Annotated in this window: 19 protein-coding genes and 1 pseudogene; 9 read left to right on the plus strand and 11 right to left on the minus strand. The window is 58.2% G+C overall.

Annotated elements, in window-relative coordinates:
• The 4 genes from BMH52_RS22110 to BMH52_RS22125 all read right to left on the minus strand — a co-directional run.
• A partial coding sequence (locus BMH52_RS22110) for a phage baseplate assembly protein V (protein WP_177345102.1) occupies window positions 1–276 on the minus strand: 276 nt, incomplete at its 3' end.
• 3 nt (window positions 277–279) lie between these two features.
• The gene (locus BMH52_RS22115) at window positions 280–795 is read right to left on the minus strand and encodes a hypothetical protein (protein ID WP_014717158.1); all 516 of its coding nucleotides are present in this window, start codon (window positions 793–795) and stop codon (window positions 280–282) included.
• 23 nt (window positions 796–818) lie between these two features.
• Window positions 819–1,157, minus strand: coding sequence for a phage holin family protein (locus BMH52_RS22120; protein ID WP_005785384.1), 339 nt, complete (start codon window positions 1,155–1,157; stop codon window positions 819–821).
• 599 nt (window positions 1,158–1,756) lie between these two features.
• A complete protein-coding gene (locus BMH52_RS22125) occupies window positions 1,757–2,500 on the minus strand; it encodes an XRE family transcriptional regulator (protein WP_172832690.1) in 744 nt (247 codons plus the stop codon).
• A gap of 225 nt (window positions 2,501–2,725) precedes the next feature.
• Here BMH52_RS22125 and BMH52_RS22130 point away from each other — a divergent pair, with 225 nt between their 5' ends.
• Both BMH52_RS22130 and BMH52_RS22135 read left to right on the plus strand, forming a co-directional pair.
• Complete coding sequence (locus BMH52_RS22130; protein WP_014717156.1) at window positions 2,726–3,214, plus strand: Panacea domain-containing protein; 489 nt, start codon at window positions 2,726–2,728, stop codon at window positions 3,212–3,214.
• Window positions 3,207–3,578: a hypothetical protein gene (locus BMH52_RS22135; protein ID WP_072434268.1), complete on the plus strand. Its 372-nt coding sequence runs from the start codon at window positions 3,207–3,209 to the stop codon at window positions 3,576–3,578. Before BMH52_RS22130 ends, BMH52_RS22135 begins: the two co-directional genes overlap by 8 nt.
• Window positions 3,579–3,875: 297 nt before the next feature.
• On the opposite strand, the gene BMH52_RS22145 is transcribed toward BMH52_RS22135, so the two are convergent.
• From BMH52_RS22145 to BMH52_RS22155, 3 genes are all read right to left on the minus strand, one after another.
• Window positions 3,876–4,529 carry an RraA family protein gene (locus tag BMH52_RS22145; protein ID WP_073845049.1) on the minus strand — a complete coding sequence of 218 codons (654 nt, stop codon included), beginning with the start codon at window positions 4,527–4,529 and terminating at the stop codon, window positions 3,876–3,878.
• A gap of 27 nt (window positions 4,530–4,556) precedes the next feature.
• Complete coding sequence (locus tag BMH52_RS22150; RefSeq protein WP_072434265.1) at window positions 4,557–5,612, minus strand: D-isomer specific 2-hydroxyacid dehydrogenase family protein; 1,056 nt, start codon at window positions 5,610–5,612, stop codon at window positions 4,557–4,559.
• A gap of 64 nt (window positions 5,613–5,676) precedes the next feature.
• On the minus strand, window positions 5,677–8,364 hold the full coding sequence (locus BMH52_RS22155) for a phosphoenolpyruvate carboxylase (protein WP_073845052.1): 2,688 nt from the start codon (window positions 8,362–8,364) through the stop codon (window positions 5,677–5,679).
• A 451-nt stretch (window positions 8,365–8,815) separates the two neighbouring features.
• On the opposite strand from BMH52_RS22155, the pseudogene BMH52_RS22160 reads away from it, so the two are divergent.
• The 3 genes and pseudogenes from BMH52_RS22160 to fdxA all read left to right on the plus strand — a co-directional run.
• Window positions 8,816–9,019, plus strand: a pseudogene (locus BMH52_RS22160) (DUF3077 domain-containing protein); the annotation flags it as partial.
• A 214-nt stretch (window positions 9,020–9,233) separates the two neighbouring features.
• The gene (mutS, locus tag BMH52_RS22165) at window positions 9,234–11,825 is read left to right on the plus strand and encodes a DNA mismatch repair protein MutS (protein WP_073845054.1); all 2,592 of its coding nucleotides are present in this window, start codon (window positions 9,234–9,236) and stop codon (window positions 11,823–11,825) included.
• A gap of 142 nt (window positions 11,826–11,967) precedes the next feature.
• Window positions 11,968–12,291: a ferredoxin FdxA gene (gene fdxA / locus BMH52_RS22170; protein WP_014717148.1), complete on the plus strand. Its 324-nt coding sequence runs from the start codon at window positions 11,968–11,970 to the stop codon at window positions 12,289–12,291.
• A gap of 521 nt (window positions 12,292–12,812) precedes the next feature.
• On the opposite strand, the gene apbC is transcribed toward fdxA, so the two are convergent.
• Window positions 12,813–13,907 (minus strand): iron-sulfur cluster carrier protein ApbC, encoded by a 1,095-nt coding sequence (gene apbC, locus BMH52_RS22180; protein ID WP_020301170.1) that lies wholly within the window; start codon window positions 13,905–13,907, stop codon window positions 12,813–12,815.
• Between the two features lie 173 nt (window positions 13,908–14,080).
• Here apbC and metG point away from each other — a divergent pair, with 173 nt between their 5' ends.
• The 4 genes from metG to BMH52_RS22200 all read left to right on the plus strand — a co-directional run bounded on the left by metG (window position 14,081) and on the right by BMH52_RS22200 (window position 18,177).
• The gene (gene metG, locus BMH52_RS22185) at window positions 14,081–16,132 is read left to right on the plus strand and encodes a methionine--tRNA ligase (RefSeq protein WP_060767092.1); all 2,052 of its coding nucleotides are present in this window, start codon (window positions 14,081–14,083) and stop codon (window positions 16,130–16,132) included.
• 87 nt (window positions 16,133–16,219) lie between these two features.
• Complete coding sequence (gene rsxB, locus BMH52_RS22190) at window positions 16,220–17,188, plus strand: electron transport complex subunit RsxB (protein WP_073845058.1); 969 nt, start codon at window positions 16,220–16,222, stop codon at window positions 17,186–17,188.
• Between the two features lie 60 nt (window positions 17,189–17,248).
• Entirely contained in the window at window positions 17,249–17,887 is a 639-nt protein-coding gene (gene nth / locus BMH52_RS22195; protein WP_003188989.1) for an endonuclease III, read from the plus strand.
• Between the two features lie 107 nt (window positions 17,888–17,994).
• Window positions 17,995–18,177 carry a PA3496 family putative envelope integrity protein gene (locus tag BMH52_RS22200; protein WP_014717144.1) on the plus strand — a complete coding sequence of 61 codons (183 nt, stop codon included), beginning with the start codon at window positions 17,995–17,997 and terminating at the stop codon, window positions 18,175–18,177.
• 83 nt (window positions 18,178–18,260) lie between these two features.
• Here BMH52_RS22200 and BMH52_RS22205 read toward each other — a convergent pair whose 3' ends face one another.
• The 3 genes from BMH52_RS22205 to BMH52_RS22215 all read right to left on the minus strand — a co-directional run bounded on the left by BMH52_RS22205 (window position 18,261) and on the right by BMH52_RS22215 (window position 21,756).
• Window positions 18,261–18,893: a response regulator transcription factor gene (locus BMH52_RS22205; RefSeq protein WP_003188986.1), complete on the minus strand. Its 633-nt coding sequence runs from the start codon at window positions 18,891–18,893 to the stop codon at window positions 18,261–18,263.
• A 608-nt stretch (window positions 18,894–19,501) separates the two neighbouring features.
• Window positions 19,502–20,719: an argininosuccinate synthase gene (locus BMH52_RS22210; protein ID WP_003188984.1), complete on the minus strand. Its 1,218-nt coding sequence runs from the start codon at window positions 20,717–20,719 to the stop codon at window positions 19,502–19,504.
• A 128-nt stretch (window positions 20,720–20,847) separates the two neighbouring features.
• Window positions 20,848–21,756: an OmpA family protein gene (locus BMH52_RS22215; protein WP_020301171.1), complete on the minus strand. Its 909-nt coding sequence runs from the start codon at window positions 21,754–21,756 to the stop codon at window positions 20,848–20,850.
• Between the last annotated feature and the right edge of the window lie 140 nt (window positions 21,757–21,896).

Here is a 21,896-nt window from a genome sequence, read left to right on the forward strand (position 1 = left end):
CCCCCCGCCGTAGTTGAGCAGCAGGCATTGTTCACCCACCGTGGGGATACGGGTTTCGGTTTGCGCGCCGGCGCTGGGGTTGAAAAAGCGGATCGCCGGGGTGAGCAGGTCACCGTGGCTGACCTTGCAGGTGTTGCTGGCCGCATCGACGTGCTGGCAGATGCCGATCCGGCAGAAGCTCTCGGCGCGGCGGTAGAGGTCCTCGAGCTGGCACTCCATCTCAGCCAGGCGTTCGACGATCGGTCCCAATTGCATGCGTAACAGCGCGTCGAACATGGGCTACTCCGCCAGTGGCTGGTATTGGGTTGGGTCGTCGATGTTGGAGACGTCCCAAGTGCAGGCAAATAGCGGTTGGCCTGTGGGATCGTCGAGTAACACCGGCCCCAGATAAAGGGTTTGCGTGAAGGAAACCGTCCAGGTGTCGTAGTCCGTTTCCACGGAAGTGCGCGCAGCGGGAGCGGCGACGATATTCGCCGGCAAATCGCACTGTGTCTGGGGCAGGTTCCAACGGTTATCCAACACCAGGTCCATGAGTTGGCTGGCCAGGTCGCAGGCATCGAACGGCAATGCACCGGGGGCGACCATGGCCCTCAGTGAAATGCTCAGCACGTGAGCCTTGCGCCCTTCGCGAGAGCGAATGCCCGGGCCATTGCCTTCGACCGTGACCTGCACACCGGTTTTTTCGGCGTCGCCCTTAAAGTCCTGGTGGCTACCGACCTTGATGTCGGGGAAGGCCGCGTGCAGCACCGCGCCGATGGCCTGGGGCAGTTGGGATGGCTTTTCGATAAGCGTCATTTTAAGTAGCGTCCTTGCAACAATTACTGCGGGTCCTGGCGGGAGCCTTGGTTGATCCCGATGCGCTTGGCTGCCCACCGTTCATAAAGACCGATGGCCACGTCGGCACCGGCCATGGCGGTCAGGCAACCAATGGCGCCGGCGGTCCAGATCGACATTCCGGCGGCGTAGCACAGCATCAGGGCGGAAACCCCGCAAACCATGCACGCCCCGGAACGCAGGGCCAGACGGCGGATCAGTGACCAACCGCGGGCGCCCTCCTTGTCGGCCCGCCACATCTCGCCGGATACGCCGCCGATCACTGCCAATACGATCACCAGCCAGATAGGCATTTCCGCTAACGCTTGCTGTTCATTTGTCATGTCACGCCTCCTGGCTGAGCAATAGATAGTCCGTATTTCATTTACAAATGCTTGAGTAGGTAGGCATTCCAAAAAGCCCGGTCGCCCGGGCTTTTCAGTAATGATGTCCTCGGACTTTCGGCGCTACTGGCGCGGTACGGTCCTTTCCTCGATGTTTTTCCGACCACGATCCCTGTCTGCCGGATAACTGCTTTTGGTGCTTTACGCTGCACACCCGGGTCAGTTGCCAACCCTCTGAACCGTTAAGGCCGGTTCATCGCTGCCTGTTGTTGAAGCGTTGAAACTAAAGAGCGTCGGCATCCTTGCCGGTGTTGCCTGGCATCCCTGCCATCGCTTCGATGGCGTCCTTGCCGATGTTGCGTGCCTTCCTTGTCTTCCTTGTCTTCCTTGGCAGCATCCTTGCCGCCTCCACCAGGCCTTGTTGGCTGGCTTGAGATGAAGAATATGCATGTATGCATATACAGTCAATGCACAAATGCATTTATTTTTGCTGCGGAAATGCGCATATGCATTAGAAGGCCTACTGGCTTGGGGTTTGCCGGTTTTCTGCGGGCGAAAAAAAACCCGCACATGGGCGGGTTTCTTCTTACGAGTGGGAGTTAGCGGGCGTACATACCCCACCAGAAAACATGACCGAGGATGCTGATCTGCTCGTCCTGGATATCCTGGAAGCTGTAGTCCTCATCGGGGTGTTCATCACGATTGAAGCTGCGCAGGCGGATACCGGACGGCAGGCGGTAGAGCTGTTTAACCCGCAACTGGCCGTTGTGATTGATGGCATACAGGTCACCATCGACGATATCGCCAATGCCGCTCTTGCCGGCATTGACCCCCACCGTGGCGCCGTCTCGTAACACCGGCAACATGCTGTTGCCGCGCACCGTCACGCACTTGGCCTGGTCGAACTGCACACCGTTATGCCGCAAGCTGCGCTTGCCGAACCGCAGGCTGGCCTTTTCGCTTTCCTCGATGACGAATCTTCCTGATCCAGCAGCCAATTCAACCTCGCGCAGAAAGGGGATCGACACCTCGTCATCATTGACGGGGGTGTCGTCGTCCCACAGGCTTATGTCCTTGAGTTCCGAATGCATCGGGTCGCGCCCGTCATCGCGCAAAGCGCCCACTGCTGCGCGCCCGCGCAGGTAATCAGTGCTCACGCGAAAATACTCGGCGATACGGGAGATGTGTTTATCCGACGGATCAACGATCTTGCCGCTGAGGATCCGGGACAGTGTGGATTGAGGCACGCCAGTGCGTCGGTGAAGCTCCGTGGGGGAGATCCGGTCGCGGTCCAGCAGCTCTCTTAAGACGATAGAAACGTTGCGTTTTTGCATAGCGCGGATAGTGACGGGAGTTTGGGGGGTTGGCAAATGCTAATTTGCATATTTATGCATTAAACATCCGGACCTCACTTAATTCGAATCAGAATACTGTATATACAACCAGTTATCGACACTCTATTATTTCGACAGCTTGGTATTGCTGCCGATCAACACCTTGCATGTCGACAACTCAAGGCCTATGTATAAAACTCTTTGACAACGTAGCCAGCAACGACGGAGGTGCTCATGGCTTATTCAGCGCTAGCTGTCGCTAACGCCTTCATTGAACGTGCGAAGGAAGGCAAGCTTTCGGGCCTGACGCCCATGAAGCTGCAAAAACTGCTGTTTTATACGCAGTCCTGGCATTTGCGCGAACGGGATCAGCCCCTCATGGATGATCACTTCGCCCGCTGGCAATATGGCCCGGTCATTCCGTCGCTTTACCATGAGTTGAAATCCTACGGTAATCGCCCGGTGACCGCGTTGCTCAGCAACCTGAAGCCCGACGCTGAAGACATTGTCTTCGTGACACCGAGAGTGCCTGAGAGCGATACCTACACCCATCGTTTGATTGACCGGATCATCAACAAATACGGCAAGTGGTCTGGCACCCAACTGTCCAACCTCTCCCACGAGGACGGCACAGCCTGGGCCCTCAAGGGCGCCGACGGTTCGGCCATCGACTGGGAAGACATGGCCACACTCATTCACCCAAAGAGCCGCATCCGTGAGTGAAGAACTCGACAACCTGGAACTCACCTTGCCCCCCGTGGCAGGGCCTGACCAGGACACCCAAGCCGGTGGCGAGCAAGCCATAGGCACCGACGATGAAAGAAGCCAGAACCTCAAAGACCAGAAGGCTGAAAGGCAACTGCGCAAGAAATATGCGGGGCGTGCGTTTTGGTTCGCTGCGTGCGGGGTGATCTTCTGGGGGGTCCTGCTGGTGTGGAATGGCTGGTCGACGTATTACTCGGGTAACGCGCCGTTCTCGGACAATGTGTTGATAGCCATCACTACGGCGACTTCAATCAACTTGTTTGCGGCGTTTCTTGGGGTGATCAGAGGGTTGTTTCCGGCTAGTGGGCGTAAATCCAAATAGTCTGGTCGTACTCATACCCTGACTTCTCTCTATCCGGCATTGAGGTGTGAGCACGCAAAAGTCAGTTAATCATCTTCAAGGCACTGATCGGTTTTTTTAGTTTTTGCCGAGCTATCCAGCAGCGACCGGCTGCAAAAATCGCACCGAGGTGGAGTTTCATCTTGCGGCCAACACCTCGGATTTCCGTCACGTCTGTATTGCGCAAGACCCGGTCCCGCTTAACCGGGTCGGTGCTATTGACCACCCCGACCAGCATCAACTGAAGCCGCACCCGCGGCGGCTTCTGTCGTCGGCCAGTCAGCGGCGCGGAGTCTGCAAGGCGTGGTAGCCGTAATCGGCGCGAGCTTTGTGTAAAGGAACGCCCGCCTCGATAGCCGCACGAATATGTTCTTCGGCCTGGTGGATTTCTTCGGCCACCTCCAGCACTTCGCTCAGTGAGCCGGCCGGAATCACCACCAGGCCGTCAGCGTCGCCGCGCAACCAATCATCGGGTTGTACCCGCACGCCACCCAGCGTAACGGGCGCCTGGATCGCTTCGACACGCACGCGATCCTTGCCAGTGCGCATCCAGTTCCCCCGGGAAAAGATCGGGTAGTTAAGCTCCAACGCACGGTCGACATCGCGGCAGATACCGTCAATCACCGTCCCGGCCAACTGCTTACGGGCGGCGGTAGAGGTCAGTAAATCGCCCCACACGGTGGTGTCGAGCCGCGCCTGGTTGTCGATCACTACCACCTGGCCAGCCTCAAGGTCGTCGATGTAGTCACCCACCGAGCCGCCGTCCAGGCCAATAGGGCCGTAGCGCAGGGTCCAGGCTTTGCCTGTGAGGTTGAACGACCGGTCCAGAGGCATGATGTCGGTGCACTGGCAAACGATTTTCAGGCGGTCCATCGCATCGCTGAGGTCGGTACAACTCAGGGCGTCGAGGCGGGTAACAATAGAGGTTTGCATGATGTGGCCTTCCTTGTGTCCTGTGGGTTAACGCGCGGTGGCGTCGGCACTGAATGCGTGGATCTTGTCGACGATCTGGCGTGACGCCGTCCGGATTGCCGTGGTGGTATTGCCAGCGATGTGCGGCGTCAATTGCGCATTGGCAATAGCGGTCAATGGCGAGTCGAAGCGGTCTTTTTCAAGGGCAAAGGTATCGATGGCGACGGCTTTGATATGCCTGGGAAACTGGCGCATGAAAGCGGCCAACCGGTGTTCGTCGACGATCCCGCCGCGCGCGGTATTGATGAGGATTGATCCCTGGCGCATCTGCTGGAACTCAGCGGTGCCGAACAAGCCTCGGGTCTGCGGGGTGAGCGGTACGTGGATCGAGACGATGTTCGCCTCGGCCAGTAACTGTTCAAGACCTGCCCGCCGTTCAAGCCCAAGGCTGTGCGCCACCGGTTCGGTAAAACGTTCGGATCCGGTGGCGATCACCTTGATGCCCAGCGCCGCAGCCTTGCGCGCCACCTGCCGGGCAATGCTGCCGGTGCCCACCAGCCCAAGCGTCAGTTCGGCGTATTCGCAGGCAGGTGCCAAGGAGCCTTTTGCCCAATGGCCGTTGTGCGTTTCAGCGTTGTAGTCATCCAGGTCGCGCGACAGAAACAGCGCCTGGGCCACGACGTATTCGGCAACAGCGGTCGCGTTGGAGCCCGGAGTGTTGAGGATCGCCACGCCACACTGCTCGCACGCCAGCCGATCAATATGATTGATCCCTGTGCCAGCCTGGGCAATGGCGCGCAGTGGCGTGGCCAACGCCGGCGAGGTGGCAGCGCGGATCAGGCCAGCGCCCAACGGGATGTTCAGGCGCGTCTTGAACACGCTGTAACCCCCGGCCTGACTCACGGCGGCAATAAAGCCAGGCTCGTCATGGCAGTTGATCTCGGCATAGTGAATGCGCGTGCCGTAGTGCTGCCGGATGCACTCTTTGTCCGCGAAATAATGCAGGTTGAGGGTGACGCCCAGGCCCAGTTCAAGAAAGCGATCGACTTCCTCAAACAGTAACGGCGGCCCGGGGGCATCCAGTATCAAGGTGGTAAATGCCATACAGTTGATCCTCTTGGAGGGTAGCGCCTGCCGATACCCAGGTTGCCCTGGGCATCGGGGTTAATCACCAGGTGAAATGGTGGGCGCTTGCGGGATCGACCAAACCTGCATCGGTACTCACGGCCGCGAGGAACCCGCTGTAGAAATCATTCAGCGATGACGACTGGATGAACGCGGGATTGCTTTTGGCGTAGAGCAGAAACAAGCGATAGATTCGCAAGTTCTTTTCCTTGAGATAGACCTCGGCCCTGAGGCTGGGCCAGAGGTTGAGCAAGCTGCCTTCCTTGATTTTCCATGGATCCGCCGGCTCGGTGCCGTTGGTGGCTTTGTACACGAAGCGCTTACCTTCAATCACTTCCAGGTGCAGGCTGGCCAGCAGCTGTTCGGCGGTACCGACGGCTTCGGCCTTCAAGGCTTGCGCCAGCCTCTGGATGTGGGCCTTTTCCGGGATGCTGCCGGTCAGGGTCAGCCAGGCGCATTTGAGGTCGGTTCGCGCAATGGCGTAGGCCATGCCTTTGACGTAGGTGTGAAAGCTCTCATCCTCGTTGAAGGCCTTGGACAAGCAAGTTGCCGGCTCTTGCGCAAACTGCCCGACGCCGATCAGTTCGCTGTGCAATCCACCGGCCAGCAAGGCGCGGGTCCAGGGAATCGCACGAATGGCATCGGGACGCGACTCGAACACCTTGATGTTGAAGATACGAGAAGGCGGCCGGGTGCCTTTGGCGGTGGCCCTGACCACATCGAATCGCGCCAGGTCCCGCAGCAGGGAAGGCAGCGCCGGATGCTCGAAGAACGTCGCCTGGTAGCGGCGCACCACGCCCCCCCAACGTTGAACCCTGCCGGCAATGACCTCCTCGGACGGCTGCGGCTTGGGCTCGGCGTGCATACGGTACAACTGGCTGAGAAAGTTGACGGACTGGTTGCGGGTCAGCAGATGAGCGCGCATCTCCGCGCAGCCGGCCAGCATGAAGCGGGTTTCCGGGCCCTCCAGCGCGTCGAACTCCTGCAAGGTCTCGGCGATCACCCCATTACACCGTGCGTGTTCCCCGCCCATGATGACGTGGACGACCACCTCGATGCCATAACGGGCCGCGATCAACTTGTGCTGGTTGGCAATCGCCATGTTCAGCTTGTGCATGGCCTTGCCACCTTGCTTGCCCGTGTCGCTGGGGCCAAACGTGATGTATTGGCGGTTGCCGCGCGTTGCCAGGTGCTGGCGGTACACCGGGTTTTCGTACACCTCATGCACCGTGGCCACCGTGCGCTCGGCACCTGCCAGGTCTTCAGGTTGCAGAGCGATGTCAATCCCGTCCCGTACCTGGGCCGCTTTCATCAGGAACAGCACCTCCAGCGCGCTGAGGGCCGAGGTGTACTCGGCGATCCCGTGGATTTTCATCCGGTCGCGATAACGGTCAATCATTTCAAACCGTTCCACCGCGTTGCGCGCATCGTGCATGCGGATATAGCTCGCATCCTGCTCCATCAGCGCAATGTAATCCTGGCCGGCATATTGCTCGACTTTCCGGGTGTAAATCGGCGTGGTGCGTTGCAAATACTCCTGCCACAGGGCAGCGGGCGTCCGGGCCGCCCCGCCCTCCAGCGCGACCTCAAGGGCGGCCTGACGCGCACGCTCATCCAGCTCGTGATAGTGCCGGCCCTGGCCCAGGCCGATGGTTTCCAGCCACTGGCTGGAAAGGATCTCATTGACCACGCAGCTGAACATCTCGGCGTTTTCACGAAACTCGATATCCAGATAGTGAAAGCCAAACGCATGCACCCGCAGCAGCAGACGGTCGATGGCGGCGGGCTGGGTAAAACGGATGCTGCTCAGTGCGTCGATCAGTTCGGCGGGACGCTTGAAATGCTCGGGATGATCCTTGCCCACGCGAGCACGAATCTCTTCAAGGCGATGCCGTGCGCCGCCGTCCTTGATCAGACTGTCGATATCAGCGATGTAGCGATTGCGCAGCGCCGTTTCCAGCGCCACCACCAGGGTTTCGGTGTGCTGGTTGGTGTCATAGGGGCGGCCATCCTTGTCGCCGTATAACCAGGTGAACAAAGTCAGCCATTTTTCCTGCGGCGCCAGGCCCAGGGCGTGATGCACGTCGGGCAACGCGTCATACACACTGTCGGCGTAAAAAATCTGTGACTCGATATCGGTGCCATTACTGCCCGACCACACGGCGTTGTACAACTCCAGCAGAAGCTGCGCAGTGACTTGAGGCTTTTTCAGGCCACGATCCTCGACGTGCTGTGCCAGTTTCTGCAAGACCAGCACAACGGAATGCTTGAGCTGATCGGTTTCTTTGCACAGCACTCCCAGGCTGATATTCACGCCCGCAGGCGCTGCAATCAACTGCGGATCGAGCGTGAGCAACTGACGAGGCAGACTGGCTTGCGAAGCAATCTGGGTCGCCACACCCCTGACCGACAATTCGAACAGCAGTTGCTTGATCAGTAACAACTTCCAGAATGCCTCGACGTCTTTGCTGGAGCGCGATTCGAAGAACGCCTTGCCCAGAGCTGCGGCCAATTTCGAATCACCCTTGTCCAGATACGACAGCGTATCGATTTCAGCATAGATCCTGAGACAGGCACGGGCATGCGGGGTGTGGGAAGCATCATCCGTGTTGGCCTTGAGTGCGTGCTCCAGGGCTCGCCATAGGACGTCATGCAGTAGCGCGGGGTTGGTATGGCCGATTGAGGGGCGAGTTGATGCATTTTCCAGTATGGAGTTGATCACATGATTCATGGGTTCAAGCCTCGATAATTGTCAAATCCCTTGTTTGCAGTGCGCCGAACAGACACACGCAAAATCATCAATGTCCCAGGCTTAACCCACTGCGTCGCAACGAACGGAACTCACCTGTTCGCCGACAGAAAGCCCCCTTGTCGATACCGAAAAACGGCAAAAAAAATGAAACAATTTGTTACATCTGTGAGCAATAAAACATGCTCCGAATTTTTCGACAAAAGACCTTTTTGGAATAGAGAGCCAGAAAAAAATGATAGGAAGCTAATAAAAATCACATCAACGATTCTTTTTAGTGCGGATGTTTTTTCTAAAACCCTGATTATTCGAAATTATATTCACCCGCTCAAAAACGCTCGCCCCAGGAAGGATCTCGCGAAGGCACGACCTGCGAGCGCAACTTAAACAATTCTTCATAAACACGGCTTTATGAAAAACCAGAGCAGGTTCACGCATTAACAGCGGTGTCTCCTTGCAAAACGCCTTGCACCCCACCTCCAATCTTCTCCACGTCGCCAAGCTGCTCGTAGAAGATGCGGCGATGACCAAGGAGACGGACCGTTACGCCTGGGCTTCGCATGACTTGCAGGAAATGGTCAAGGCGGTGGTTGATGATGGGGTGAAGGTGTTGGATTCGCCGGTTAATACCCAGTAAGCCGCGAAAATAGAAAAGGCGGGCAACCGCTAACCTGTGGCGGCGCCGCTCCTTTAGTGGTGGATATCGGGGCGGCACCGCTTTTGCTTTTTACCTATCCGTTTGCGACCTGCGAACCCCCGACCTCGCGTGTTAACCTTGCCGCCATCGCAAAAAATGCTGGGCCAAGCGCCCCCTTTGCCCCATCACTTTCAACGAATTTGCCTACTACCCAATGAGTAAAAACACTTCAGACCTGTCCTCCCACACCCCGATGATGCAGCAGTACTGGCGCCTGAAAAACCAGCACCCTGATCAGTTGATGTTCTATCGCATGGGCGACTTCTACGAGATCTTCTACGAAGACGCGAAGAAGGCCGCCAAGCTGCTGGACATTACCCTGACCGCGCGCGGGCAGTCGGCGGGGCAGTCGATTCCGATGTGTGGGATTCCTTATCACTCGTTGGAAGGCTACTTGGTCAAGCTGGTCAAGCTGGGCGAGTCGGTGGTGATCTGTGAGCAGATCGGTGACCCGGCCACCAGCAAAGGGCCGGTGGAACGCCAGGTGGTGCGCATCATCACCCCAGGCACGGTGAGTGATGAGGCGTTGCTGGATGAGCGTCGCGACAACCTGATCGCTGCGGTATTGGGCGATGAGCGTCTGTTCGGCCTGTCGGTGCTGGATATCACCAGTGGCAACTTCAGCGTGCTGGAGATCAAGGGTTGGGAAAACCTGCTGGCGGAGCTGGAGCGTATCAATCCGGTGGAGTTGTTGATCCCGGATGATTGGCCCAAGGACTTGCCCGCCGAGAAGCGTCGGGGAACCAAACGTCGTGCACCGTGGGATTTTGAACGTGATTCGGCACTGAAAAGTCTGTGCCAGCAGTTCTCGGTGCAGGACCTTAAAGGCTTTGGTTGCGAAACCCTGACCCTGGCTATCGGCGCTGCCGGCTGCCTGCTCAGCTACGCCAAGGAAACCCAGCGTACCGCCCTGCCGCACTTGCGCAGCCTGCGCCATGAGCGTCTGGACGATACCGTGGTGCTTGATGGCGCCAGCCGTCGCAACCTGGAACTGGACACCAACCTGGCCGGTGGCCGCGATAACACCCTGCAATCGGTGGTAGACCGTTGCCAGACCGCCATGGGCAGCCGTTTGCTGACCCGTTGGCTGAACCGTCCGCTGCGGGACTTGACCGTGCTGCAAGCGCGTCAGACGTCTATTACCTGCCTGCTGGACGGCTACCGCTTTGAAAAATTGCAGCCGCAACTGAAAGAAATCGGCGATATCGAACGTATCCTGGCACGGATCGGTTTGCGCAATGCACGGCCCCGTGACCTGGCGCGCCTGCGTGATGCCTTGAGCGCCCTGCCGCAGTTGCAAGTGGCGATGACCGAGCTGGACACGCCGCACCTGCAACAGCTGGCAGTGACTGCCGGCACGTACCCGGACCTCGCGGCACTGCTGGAAAAGGCCATCATCGACAACCCGCCGGCAATCATTCGTGACGGCGGTGTGTTGAAAACCGGCTACGACAGTGAGCTGGATGAGCTGCAATCCCTGAGCGAAAACGCCGGGCAGTTCCTGATCGACCTGGAAGCCCGCGAAAAAGCCCGTACCGGCCTGGCTAACCTGAAAGTCGGCTACAACCGCGTGCATGGCTACTTTATCGAGTTGCCGAGCAAGCAGGCGGAGTCGGCGCCTATCGACTATCAACGTCGCCAGACCCTCAAAGGCGCCGAGCGTTTTATCACCCCAGAGCTCAAAGAGTTCGAAGACAAGGCGCTGTCGGCCAAAAGCCGCGCCCTGGCGCGGGAAAAGATGCTGTACGAAGCCTTGCTCGAGGACCTGATCAGCCGCCTGGCGCCGTTGCAAGACACCGCCGCCGCCCTGGCGGAGCTGGATGTGTTGAGCAACCTCGCCGAACGGGCGCTGAACCTGGACCTCAACTGCCCACGGTTTGTCAGCGAACCGTGCATGCGCATCGTGCAAGGCCGTCACCCGGTGGTAGAGCAGGTGCTGACCACGCCGTTCGTTGCCAATGACCTGTCGCTGGACGACGATACCCGCATGTTGGTAATCACCGGTCCGAACATGGGTGGTAAATCCACCTACATGCGCCAGACCGCGTTGATCGTGCTGTTGGCGCATATCGGCAGCTTCGTACCCGCAGCCAGTTGCGAATTGTCGCTGGTGGACCGCATTTTCACGCGGATCGGCTCCAGCGATGACCTGGCCGGTGGCCGTTCGACCTTTATGGTGGAAATGAGCGAAACCGCCAACATTCTGCACAACGCCACCGAACGCAGCCTAGTGCTGATGGACGAAGTAGGTCGCGGTACCAGCACCTTCGACGGCCTGTCCCTGGCTTGGGCCGCGGCCGAACGCTTGGCGCATTTGCGTGCGTACACGCTGTTCGCCACGCACTACTTCGAGCTGACGGTGTTGCCGGAAAGCGAGCCGCTGGTGGCCAACGTGCATCTCAATGCCACCGAGCACAACGAGCGCATCGTGTTCCTGCACCATGTGCTGCCAGGGCCGGCGAGCCAGAGCTACGGCCTGGCCGTGGCGCAGTTGGCCGGTGTGCCGTGCGAGGTGATTACTCGCGCCCGTGAACACCTCAGCCGCCTGGAAACCACGGCCCTGCCCCATGAAACGGTGGTCGCCAGCCCGGCCAAGGCCAGCAAGAAACCTGCCGCGCCGCATCAGAGCGATATGTTCGCCAGCCTGCCCCATCCGGTGCTGGATGAGTTGGCAAAGCTTGACTTGGATGACTTGACGCCGCGTAAAGCGCTCGAAATGTTATATGCACTGAAGACTCGGATATAACGCAGACGCTTGCAAGCTGATAGAATCTCGCGCGGTTTGGGATGCTGCGGGCTTTTAGCCTGGTCCGCAGACTATCGCTCTCAAACCTCGCGAACCCCGCCACAAGGGGTTTCGCTGCCGCCGCCTGAGGAGAAAATTAGAAATGACCTTCGTCGTCACCGACAACTGCATCAAGTGCAAGTACACCGACTGCGTAGAAGTCTGTCCGGTGGACTGCTTCTACGAAGGCCCGAATTTCCTGGTTATCCACCCGGATGAGTGCATCGACTGCGCCCTGTGTGAACCAGAATGCCCGGCCGTCGCGATTTTCTCCGAGGACGAAGTGCCTGCGGGCATGGAGCAATTCATTCAGTTGAACGTCGAGTTGGCAGACATCTGGCCAAACATCACTGAGCGCAAAGATCCGATGCCGGACGCCGCCGAATGGGATGGCAAGCCCAACAAGATTGAGCAACTAGAGCGCTAAAGCGCCACTGCCCAACAAAAAAGGCCCTTGAGGGCCTTTTTTGCGTTCGGGTGCCTGGGTTCACTTTTCTACAGGCAAAAAAAGGGGCGGTATGACCCGCCCACATTTTTTCCCTAGTCCCTGTATTCCTTTTCATCATCCTGATGAATCGCATCCTGCGACGTTCCTTCAAACCATCGTTCCTTGATGGCTGTGCCAATCCGTGGACACAGGGCTGATGTTAGAGCGTTCCAAGGGAAGTTCAACGCGATCCCCACGGCGGGCTGACAAACTTTGCCGCTCGCCAGCATGAAAATAATCGTTATTTTTCAAAAAGATAGATAATAGCTTCGTCGATTCAAGACGTACGCAACCGCTAAAAAAACCAAACACTTACGAAAAAGTAAGCGAATGCTTACACGTGCATTGCGCAAAGTAGCAACAAGCCCTATTGGCGCCCCACCTGTAGGAGCGAGCTCGCTCGCGAAAAACCTGAGAGCACCACGGATCGTCAGGCTTTTCGCGTAACCGTTAAAGCCTAATCAATCGTCGCTCACGGTAATGGTCGGCATTGCCGGCGCCGTCGCTTCCTGCAAAACAATCCGCGCACCGACGTGACGGGCCAATTCCTGATAGATCATCGCGATCTGCCCATCGGCCTCTGCCGCGACGGTAGGTTTGCCACCATCGGCCTGCTCGCGAATCTCCATCGCCAATGGCAGCGATGCCAGCAGTTCAACGCCATACTGCGTAGCGAGCTTCGCCCCCCCGCCCTCACCGAACAGATGCTCGGCATGCCCGCAGTTGGAACAGATGTGCACCGCCATGTTTTCCACAACGCCCAGCACCGGGATGTTGACCTTGCGGAACATCTCCACACCTTTCCTGGCGTCCAGCAGCGCCAGGTCCTGAGGCGTGGTGACAATCACTGCACCGGCCACCGGGACTTTCTGCGCAAGGGTCAACTGGATGTCGCCGGTGCCTGGCGGCATGTCGATCACCAGGTAGTCGAGGTCGCCCCAAGCTGTTTGTGTGACCAGTTGCAGCAACGCACCGGAGACCATTGGCCCGCGCCAGACCATCGGCGTGTTGTCGTCGGTGAGAAACGCCATGGACATCACTTCCACACCCAGCGACTCGATCGGTACAAACCATTTCTGATCCTTGACCTTCGGCCGTGTGCCTTCGGCGATGCCGAACATCACGCCCTGGCTCGGCCCATAGATGTCGGCATCCAGAATGCCCACGCGCGCACCTTCCCGGGCCAGGGCCAAGGCCAGGTTGGCCGCCGTGGTCGATTTACCCACGCCGCCCTTGCCGGACGCCACCGCCACCACGTTCTTGACGTTGGCCAGGCCAGGGATCTGCGCCTGGGCCTTGTGCGGCGTGATCACGCATTGGATGTCGACCTTGGCCGAACCCACACCGTCGAGGCCCTCGATAGCCATTTGCAGCATCTGCGCCCAACCGCTTTTGAACAATCCCGCGGCATAACCCAGTTGCAACTGCACCGACACCTGGTCGCCCTGGACCTCGATGGCACGTACACAGCCGGCACTGACCGGGTCCTGGTTCAAATAGGGGTCGGTGTACTGGCGAAGAACGGCTTCCACCGCTGCGCGATTGACGGCGCTCATGGGCTACTCCCGAAAAAAAGACTGACTGAAACAGGCGGCTATCCTAACCGTTCCAGCCGCCGAACGGCATGCTTTCGAAAGTACGGAAGATTCTGAAACAGCGTCACGGGGTGAAATAAATTTCCCGGCGCTTTATAGTGGCCGACCTCCGTTTCATCAAGTAGCCGAGCCCCATGTCCGAGCCACGCAAGATCCTCGTCACCAGCGCCCTGCCCTATGCCAATGGTTCGATCCATCTTGGCCATATGCTTGAGTACATCCAGACCGATATGTGGGTGCGCTTCCAGAAGCATCGCGGCAATCAATGCATTTATGTCTGCGCGGACGACGCCCACGGTTCGGCCATCATGTTGCGCGCCGAAAAGGAAGGCATCACCCCGGAACAGCTGATCGCCAATGTGCAGGCTGAACACAGCGCCGACTTTGCCGAGTTCCTGGTGGACTTCGACAATTTCCACTCGACCCACTCCGACGAAAACCGCGAGCTGTCGAGCCAGATCTACCTGCGGTTGAAGGAAGCCGGGCACATCGACCAACGTTCGGTGACCCAGTATTTCGACCCGGAAAAGAAAATGTTCCTGGCCGACCGTTTCATCAAGGGCACCTGCCCGAAATGCGGCACCGAAGACCAGTACGGCGACAACTGCGAAAAATGTGGTGCGACCTACGCACCGACCGACTTGAAGGATCCCAAGTCAGCGATCTCCGGCGCCACGCCGGTGCTCAAGGACTCGCAGCACTTCTTCTTCAAGCTCCCGGATTTCCAGCAAATGCTGCAAACCTGGACGCGCAGCGGCACCTTGCAGGACGCCGTGGCCAACAAACTCTCCGAATGGCTCGACAGTGGCCTGCAGCAGTGGGATATCTCCCGCGACGCGCCGTACTTCGGCTTCGAGATTCCGGGCGAGCCAGGCAAGTATTTCTATGTATGGCTGGACGCGCCGATCGGCTACATGGCCAGCTTCAAGAATCTGTGCGACCGCACCCCGCAGTTGGACTTCGACGCATTCTGGGGCAAGGACTCCACCGCCGAGCTGTACCACTTCATCGGCAAGGACATCGTCAACTTCCACGCGCTGTTCTGGCCGGCAATGCTTGAAGGCTCGGGCTACCGCAAGCCGACCGGCATCGCCGTGCACGGCTACCTGACGGTCAACGGCCAGAAAATGTCCAAGTCCCGTGGCACCTTTATCAAGGCGCGCACCTACCTGGACCATCTGTCGCCGGAATACCTGCGCTATTACTACGCATCCAAGCTGGGCCGTGGAGTGGACGACCTGGACCTGAACCTGGAAGACTTCGTACAGAAGGTCAACTCGGACCTTGTAGGTAAAGTCGTCAACATCGCCAGCCGTTGCGCCGGGTTCATCCACAAGGGCAACGCCGGTGTACTGGTAGCCGAGAACGCCGCACCGGAACTGACCGACGCGTTCCTGGCCGCCGCGCCGAGCATCGCCGACGCTTATGAAGCCCGCGACTTTGCCCGCGCCATGCGCGAGATCATGGGCCTGGCCGACCGCGCCAACGCCTGGATCGCCGACAAGGCGCCATGGTCGCTGAACAAGCAGGAAGGCAAGGAAGCGGAGGTTCAGGCGATCTGCGCCACCGGGGTCAACCTGTTCCGTCAGTTGGTGATCTTCCTCAAGCCGGTGCTGCCATTGCTGGCCGCCGATGCCGAGGCGTTCCTCAACGTGGCGCCGTTGAGCTGGAACGATCACACCACCTTGCTCGGTAATCATCAGTTGAACGCGTTCAAGCCCTTGATGACCCGGATTGACCCGGTGAAAGTCCAGGCCATGACCGATGCTTCGAAAGAAGACCTGGTGGCCAGCCAGACCGATACCGGCCAATCCGCGCCGGCGGGCAATGGCGAGCTGGTCAAGGACCCGATTTCCCCGGAAATCGATTTCGACGCCTTTGCCGCCGTGGACCTGCGCGTGGCGCTGATCATCAAGGCCGAGGCCGTGGAAGGCGCCGACAAGCTGCTGCGCCTGACGCTGGATATCGGTGACGAACAGCGCAACGTGTTCTCCGGCATCAAGAGCGCTTACCCGGACCCGTCCAAGCTCGATGGTCGCCTGACCATGATGATCGCCAACCTCAAGCCACGAAAAATGAAGTTTGGCATTTCCGAAGGCATGGTGATGGCTGCGGGCCCTGGCGGCGAAGAAATCTACCTGCTGAGCCCGGACAGCGGTGCCAAGCCGGGTCAACGCATCAAGTAACCTCTGCAAAATGCCCCGCTGTTGCTACAGCGGGGCTTCTCAGCTTGCCCTCCTCCCTGGACCGGGCATCAACGCTATGATCACAGCATGAACCTCATTCAACGTATCGACGCGCTGCTGCCGCAGACTCAATGCGGCAAGTGCGGGCACCCGGGCTGCAAGCCCTACGCAGAAGGCATCGCTAAAGGCGAAGCCATCAACAAGTGCCCGCCCGGTGGGCTGGAAACCATTGCCGGGCTCGCGCAACTGCTGCGCCTGCCGGTACTGGAGCTGGACACCAGCCGTGGAGATGCGCCTGCGCAAGTCGCCTATATCCGCGAGGCCGAATGCATCGGCTGTACCAAATGCATCCAGGCCTGCCCGGTGGACGCCATTGTGGGTGCCGCCAAGTTGATGCACACCGTGATTGTCGACGAGTGCACCGGTTGCGACCTGTGCGTTGCGCCTTGCCCTGTCGACTGTATCGAGATGCGCCCACTTGCTGACGTTCTGCCTATCGTCGGTGACTTGGCCAGCAACGATGATGAACGGCGTGTACGCGACCTCAAACGCAACCGGGCGCGGCGGCGCTTCGAGCAACGTAACGCCCGCCTGCAACGTGAAGAAGCCTACAAGCTCGCCGAACGCCTGGCACGAGCCAAGCGCACAGCGCCGATGGAGGTGGCACCGGTTGATAACACTCAGGCCGCTCAGGACGCTGCGATCAAGCAGGCCAAAAGCAGCGTCGCCATGAGTCGCGCTCAGTTGCACAAATCCTTGAAAGCGTTTGGGCATCCGCCGACCTTTGAGCAACAGTCGCAATTGATTATGCTGCAGCGGCAGTTCGAGGCATCCGAGCAGGCGCTTGCCGCACTGGAGGCCAACAGCTCACCGCAGCCACCAAAGACGACCACTAAAAGCGCCGAGTTCAAGCGCGCAAAAATCCAGCTGGCCATGCGCCGTGCAGCGTTGAAAAAGGCTCAGGATCACCATGCCGACGAGCATCAATTGGCAACCTTGAAAGCCGCATTGAATGCCGCCGAGCAAACGCTGCAAGATGCCGAGGCCAACGGCTGACCCAGTGCGCTGTGTATTGCTAACATCACGCCGACCGCCTGCAAGGAAACGCCTGTCCCTATGAATGCCGCAAAACGCCTGGAAATCTTCCGCAGGTTTCACGAAGACAATCCGGAACCGAAAACCGAACTGGCCTACTCCTCACCGTTCGAATTACTGATTGCGGTGATCCTATCGGCTCAATCCACAGACGTAGGCGTTAACAAGGCCACGGCGAAGTTGTACCCCGTGGCCAATACACCCGCCGCGATTTACGCCCTGGGTGTGGAAGGCTTGTCCGAATACATCAAAACCATCGGCCTGTATAACAGCAAGGCCAAGAATGTGATCGAAACGTGCCGCCTGTTGTTGGAGCTGCATGGGGGTGAGGTGCCACAAACCCGCGAAGCCCTCGAAGCCTTGCCAGGCGTGGGCCGCAAAACGGCGAACGTGGTGCTCAATACGGCGTTTCGGCAGTTGACCATGGCGGTGGACACGCACATTTTCCGCGTCAGCAACCGAACCGGCATTGCACGGGGCAAGAATGTGGTTGAGGTGGAAAAGCAATTGATGAAGTTCGTGCCCAAGCCCTATTTGCTCGACTCCCACCATTGGCTGATCCTGCACGGACGCTACGTTTGCCAGGCCCGCAAGCCGCGCTGCGGCAGCTGCCGTATCGAAGACTTGTGCGAATACAAGGACAAGACCTCCGACGATTGAGCGATCATTGCTTTTTGTGATCAGGCGATTGAAAAAATCTTTTTTACCCGTTCGCGGATTATCGCTATAAGGAGCCCCAACGGCAGTCTTAGCCTGGAGTTGACCTTATGAGCGCTGGCAACGAACAACTGGAAGTGGAAGACGACCTCGTTGAGTCGGATGACGATGTGGTAGAGGCACCTGTGGCAGAGGTGGCCAAGACCAATTTAAGCAAACGCCGCACTATCGACAATCTTCTGGAAGAGCGACGCTTGCAAAAACAGCTGGCCGATTACGACTTCGATCTCTGATCGAGCCGTTGGCGGCCGGAAGCCTCCCTGACGGAGGCTTTTTTCTGCCGGTTACACGGGTATTCAAGAGATGCAATATCCTCCTAGACCAGGCCGTTGCGCTGGGCCAGTTCGATCAAGTCCACGAGGGACCTGGCATTGAGCTTGAGCAGCAAGCGCGTCTTGTAGGTACTGACGGTTTTGTTGCTGAGGAACATGCCATCGGCAATCTCCTTGTTGGTTTTGCCACGGGCCAGTTGCTGCAGCACCATCATCTCCCGCCCCGATAAGCGTTCGACCATGTCGGCTTCACTGGCATTGCCCATCGTTGACCGCACTGAGTTGAGCGCCTGGTTCGGGAAATAGCTATAGCCGGAAAGCACCGCCTTGATGGCACTGAGCAACTCTGTCAGATCCTGCTGCTTGCACACATAGCCGGCGGCACCCGCCTGCATGCAGCGCATGGAAAAATGGCCGGGAGCCTGGGACGTCAGCACCAGCACCTTGAACGAGACGGCTTGCTTGGTCGAAGCCAGCCGACAAATAACTTCCAAGCCGTCGAGCTTGGGGATTCCGATATCCAGTATCACAATATCCGGCATATGTTCCCGTGCAAGTTGCAACGCATCGACACCGTTATCGGTCTCGGCAACGACCTCATAACCATGACGCTCCATTAGCATGCGCACAGCAAGACGAATGACGGGATGATCATCCACGATCAGCACTTTATTCATGAGAAAGTCCAATTTCGCTGTTCGAATTATTTAGAGCAAACACAATAGCCTAGTCGATTACTAGTTGGCATAGCATTCCACCCCGAGCAAGAGCAGGCAGAGACCCAACCCACAAGAAGATAGGAATTAACCTACAAAAATTCGCCAACTTAGATGCATGTAGCTTTATGGTTGCTTTCAGACCTTTCCCGGCGCGCACATATTTTGAGTGAAATGTCTGGGGCATGAGCCCCTGAAGGTAAACGTGCCGCACAAGACTTTCAGGAAATGCCCCTTGCTTGTCGCAATGACGCCCGCAAACCGACCCGGAAAAACCGTCCGCATTAGTTCCATTTAACATATTTCAACACTTCCGCAATTCCTACAGAAAATTCAACAACTCACATCTCCATTGCAACTACATGAGTGAATTTTCTGTCAGACATAGTTCCTCCCCAGATGTAAAAAATGATTCAGCCTTAAAAAAAGATAAACCGGTAAATAATTGCGCAAGTTACGAAAAAACCTTAAACACACGCTAAACGCTAATAAACAGTGCGACATCTAAAATCCAGGCAAAAAAAATGGCCCCTTGCATAAGGGGCCATTTTTCACGACAGGCGCACGGTTCAGAACAACGAGCGGCCCTTGTTGGCAGCAATGCGCATGCGCAGTGCGTTCAACTTGATGAAGCCTGCCGCGTCCGCCTGATTGTAGGCCCCGCCGTCTTCTTCGAAGGTGGCGATGTTGGAGTCGAACAGCGACTCATCGGACTTGCGGCCGGTGACGATCACGTTGCCCTTGTACAGCTTCAGGCGCACAACACCGTTCACATGAGCCTGGGAGGCGTCGATCATCTGTTGCAGCATCAGACGCTCAGGGCTCCACCAGTAACCGGTATAGATCAGGCTGGCGTACTTGGGCATCAGCTCGTCTTTGAGGTGAGCGACTTCGCGGTCCAGGGTGATGGATTCGATGGCGCGGTGGGCGCGCAGCATGATGGTGCCACCTGGGGTTTCGTAGCAGCCACGGGACTTCATGCCCACGTAACGGTTCTCGACGATGTCGAGACGGCCGATACCATGCTGGCCACCGATCCGGTTCAGGGTCGCCAGTACGGTGGCCGGGGTCATTTCAACGCCGTCCAGCGCAACGATGTCGCCGTTGCGGTAAGTCAGTTCCAGGTACTGCGCCTTGTCTGGAGCGTTCTCCGGGGAGACGGTCCATTTCCACATGTCTTCTTCGTGCTCGGTCCAGGTGTCTTCCAGCACGCCGCCTTCATAGGAGATGTGCAACAGGTTGGCGTCCATTGAGTACGGCGACTTCTTCTTGCCGTGGCGCTCGATCGGGATGGCGTGCTTTTCAGCGTAATCCATCAGCTTTTCACGGGACAGCAGGTCCCATTCCCGCCACGGCGCAATGACTTTAACGCCTGGCTTGAGTGCGTAGGCACCCAGTTCGAAACGGACCTGGTCGTTGCCCTTGCCGGTGGCGCCGTGAGAAATGGCGTCGGCGCCCGTTTCGTTGGCGATCTCGATCAGGCGCTTGGCGATCAGCGGACGTGCGATGGAGGTACCCAGCAGGTACTCACCTTCGTAGACAGTGTTGGCGCGAAACATCGGGAAAACGAAATCGCGGACGAACTCTTCGCGCAGGTCGTCAATGTAGATCTCTTTCACGCCCATGGCTTGCGCCTTGGCACGTGCAGGCTCGACCTCTTCACCCTGACCCAGGTCAGCGGTGAAGGTCACCACTTCACAGTTATAAGTATCCTGCAGCCACTTGAGGATCACCGAAGTGTCCAGGCCGCCGGAATACGCGAGAACGACCTTGTTTACGTCGGCCATGCCATCACTCCACGGGGTTGTACGGAAAGGCGACGATTCTACCGATCAAAACCGTGAAATTACAGGGGCGCGACAGCAAATGAAGATAAAGCGACAGATTATGTCGAGTGGGCGACCGATGGTCGCCCTTATGAGGTAGCCGCCGGGTTGCTTGGCGCAATGGTCTGGGGCGCCGGTTTCTCGGGGGCAGCCACGCGCTCCAGCTGAATATTCACACGGCGGTTACGCGCGCGGTTGGCGGCATTGGTGTTGGGCGCCAAGGGGTAGCTTTCGCCATGAAAGCGCATCGTGATCTGCGATTCCTGGATGCCGTTGGCCTTGAAGTAGTCCATCACCGCCAGGGCGCGGCGACGTGAAACGTCACGGTTGGTCAGGCGGTTGCCACTGTTGTCCGAATGGCCGTTCAACTCGACATGGTTGACCGTAGGATCGGCCTTCATGAAGGCAAGGATCACGGACAACTTCTTCTTGGCCGCCGCGTCCAGCTCAATGCCGCCGCCGGGAAAGCCCACTTCGGTCTGTCTGACCTGGTCGTAATTCATGGGCAGCAGCTTGGTGGTGCACAGCTGATAATCGCTGTAAGCCTTGTTGAACTTGACCGGCAGCAGGCGAATTTCCGAGTAACCGCCTTCACGCCCGTAATGCCGCACGGTGGGACTGCGCCCTTCGAGCAATCCCGTGAACAGGCGACCGGCCTGGGCCTGGGAGCTATTGAACAGGACGTCGCCGCTGCCGACACGCACGGCCCCCAGGTTGATATCACCTCGGCCCGGCTGCCAAGGCGCGGCAGCGGCCAACAGGGTTGCGGAGCCGGCGCCGAGGCTGCTGCCATAGGTTTTCAGACGAAACGTCGCCTGTTCGCCGGCCCGGCGTACGAATTCACCGGAACCGAAATCGCTGATCGGCTGGGTCAGGCGGCACTCGAACTGATCGCCCTCTACCTTCCACTCAATATTCTCCAGACGTGTCTGGAACGTGAGGGCCGCCGCAGGCAGGCTGGCGAACACACTGAGCAGGGCTAGATAATACTGGCGCACGGGAGGCTCCACTGGTTTCTACAACACTTCAAAGCGTCATACATCGTTAAGGCATACCCGGAGATATCGGTAGCATCCGGCAAAACTTGATAGCGAGTGCCTGCAAGAGTCTTTTCCGGTAGCATTCCCACCAGATTGAC

The sequence above is a fragment of the Pseudomonas sp. BTN1 genome (assembly GCF_001907715.1).
GTDB classification, from domain to species: Bacteria; Pseudomonadota; Gammaproteobacteria; order Pseudomonadales; family Pseudomonadaceae; genus Aquipseudomonas; species Aquipseudomonas paracarnis.

What these genes read in the sequence shown, in the direction of transcription:
- BMH52_RS22120 (WP_005785384.1), bottom strand. Translation starts at nt 1,157, where the DNA reads ATGACAAATGAACAGCAAGCGTTAGCGGAAATGCCTATCTGGCTGGTG.
- BMH52_RS22200 (WP_014717144.1), top strand. Translation starts at nt 17,995, where the DNA reads ATGAGCGCTGGCAACGAACAACTGGAAGTGGAAGACGACCTCGTTGAG.
- BMH52_RS22155 (WP_073845052.1), bottom strand. Translation starts at nt 8,364, where the DNA reads ATGAATCATGTGATCAACTCCATACTGGAAAATGCATCAACTCGCCCC.
- BMH52_RS22210 (WP_003188984.1), bottom strand. Translation starts at nt 20,719, where the DNA reads ATGGCCGACGTAAACAAGGTCGTTCTCGCGTATTCCGGCGGCCTGGAC.
- BMH52_RS22130 (WP_014717156.1), top strand. Translation starts at nt 2,726, where the DNA reads ATGGCTTATTCAGCGCTAGCTGTCGCTAACGCCTTCATTGAACGTGCG.
- BMH52_RS22150 (WP_072434265.1), bottom strand. Translation starts at nt 5,612, where the DNA reads ATGGCATTTACCACCTTGATACTGGATGCCCCCGGGCCGCCGTTACTG.
- fdxA (WP_014717148.1), top strand. Translation starts at nt 11,968, where the DNA reads ATGACCTTCGTCGTCACCGACAACTGCATCAAGTGCAAGTACACCGAC.
- BMH52_RS22145 (WP_073845049.1), bottom strand. Translation starts at nt 4,529, where the DNA reads ATGCAAACCTCTATTGTTACCCGCCTCGACGCCCTGAGTTGTACCGAC.
- BMH52_RS22115 (WP_014717158.1), bottom strand. Translation starts at nt 795, where the DNA reads ATGACGCTTATCGAAAAGCCATCCCAACTGCCCCAGGCCATCGGCGCG.
- nth (WP_003188989.1), top strand. Translation starts at nt 17,249, where the DNA reads ATGAATGCCGCAAAACGCCTGGAAATCTTCCGCAGGTTTCACGAAGAC.
- metG (WP_060767092.1), top strand. Translation starts at nt 14,081, where the DNA reads ATGTCCGAGCCACGCAAGATCCTCGTCACCAGCGCCCTGCCCTATGCC.
- rsxB (WP_073845058.1), top strand. Translation starts at nt 16,220, where the DNA reads ATGAACCTCATTCAACGTATCGACGCGCTGCTGCCGCAGACTCAATGC.
- mutS (WP_073845054.1), top strand. Translation starts at nt 9,234, where the DNA reads ATGAGTAAAAACACTTCAGACCTGTCCTCCCACACCCCGATGATGCAG.
- apbC (WP_020301170.1), bottom strand. Translation starts at nt 13,907, where the DNA reads ATGAGCGCCGTCAATCGCGCAGCGGTGGAAGCCGTTCTTCGCCAGTAC.
- BMH52_RS22205 (WP_003188986.1), bottom strand. Translation starts at nt 18,893, where the DNA reads ATGAATAAAGTGCTGATCGTGGATGATCATCCCGTCATTCGTCTTGCT.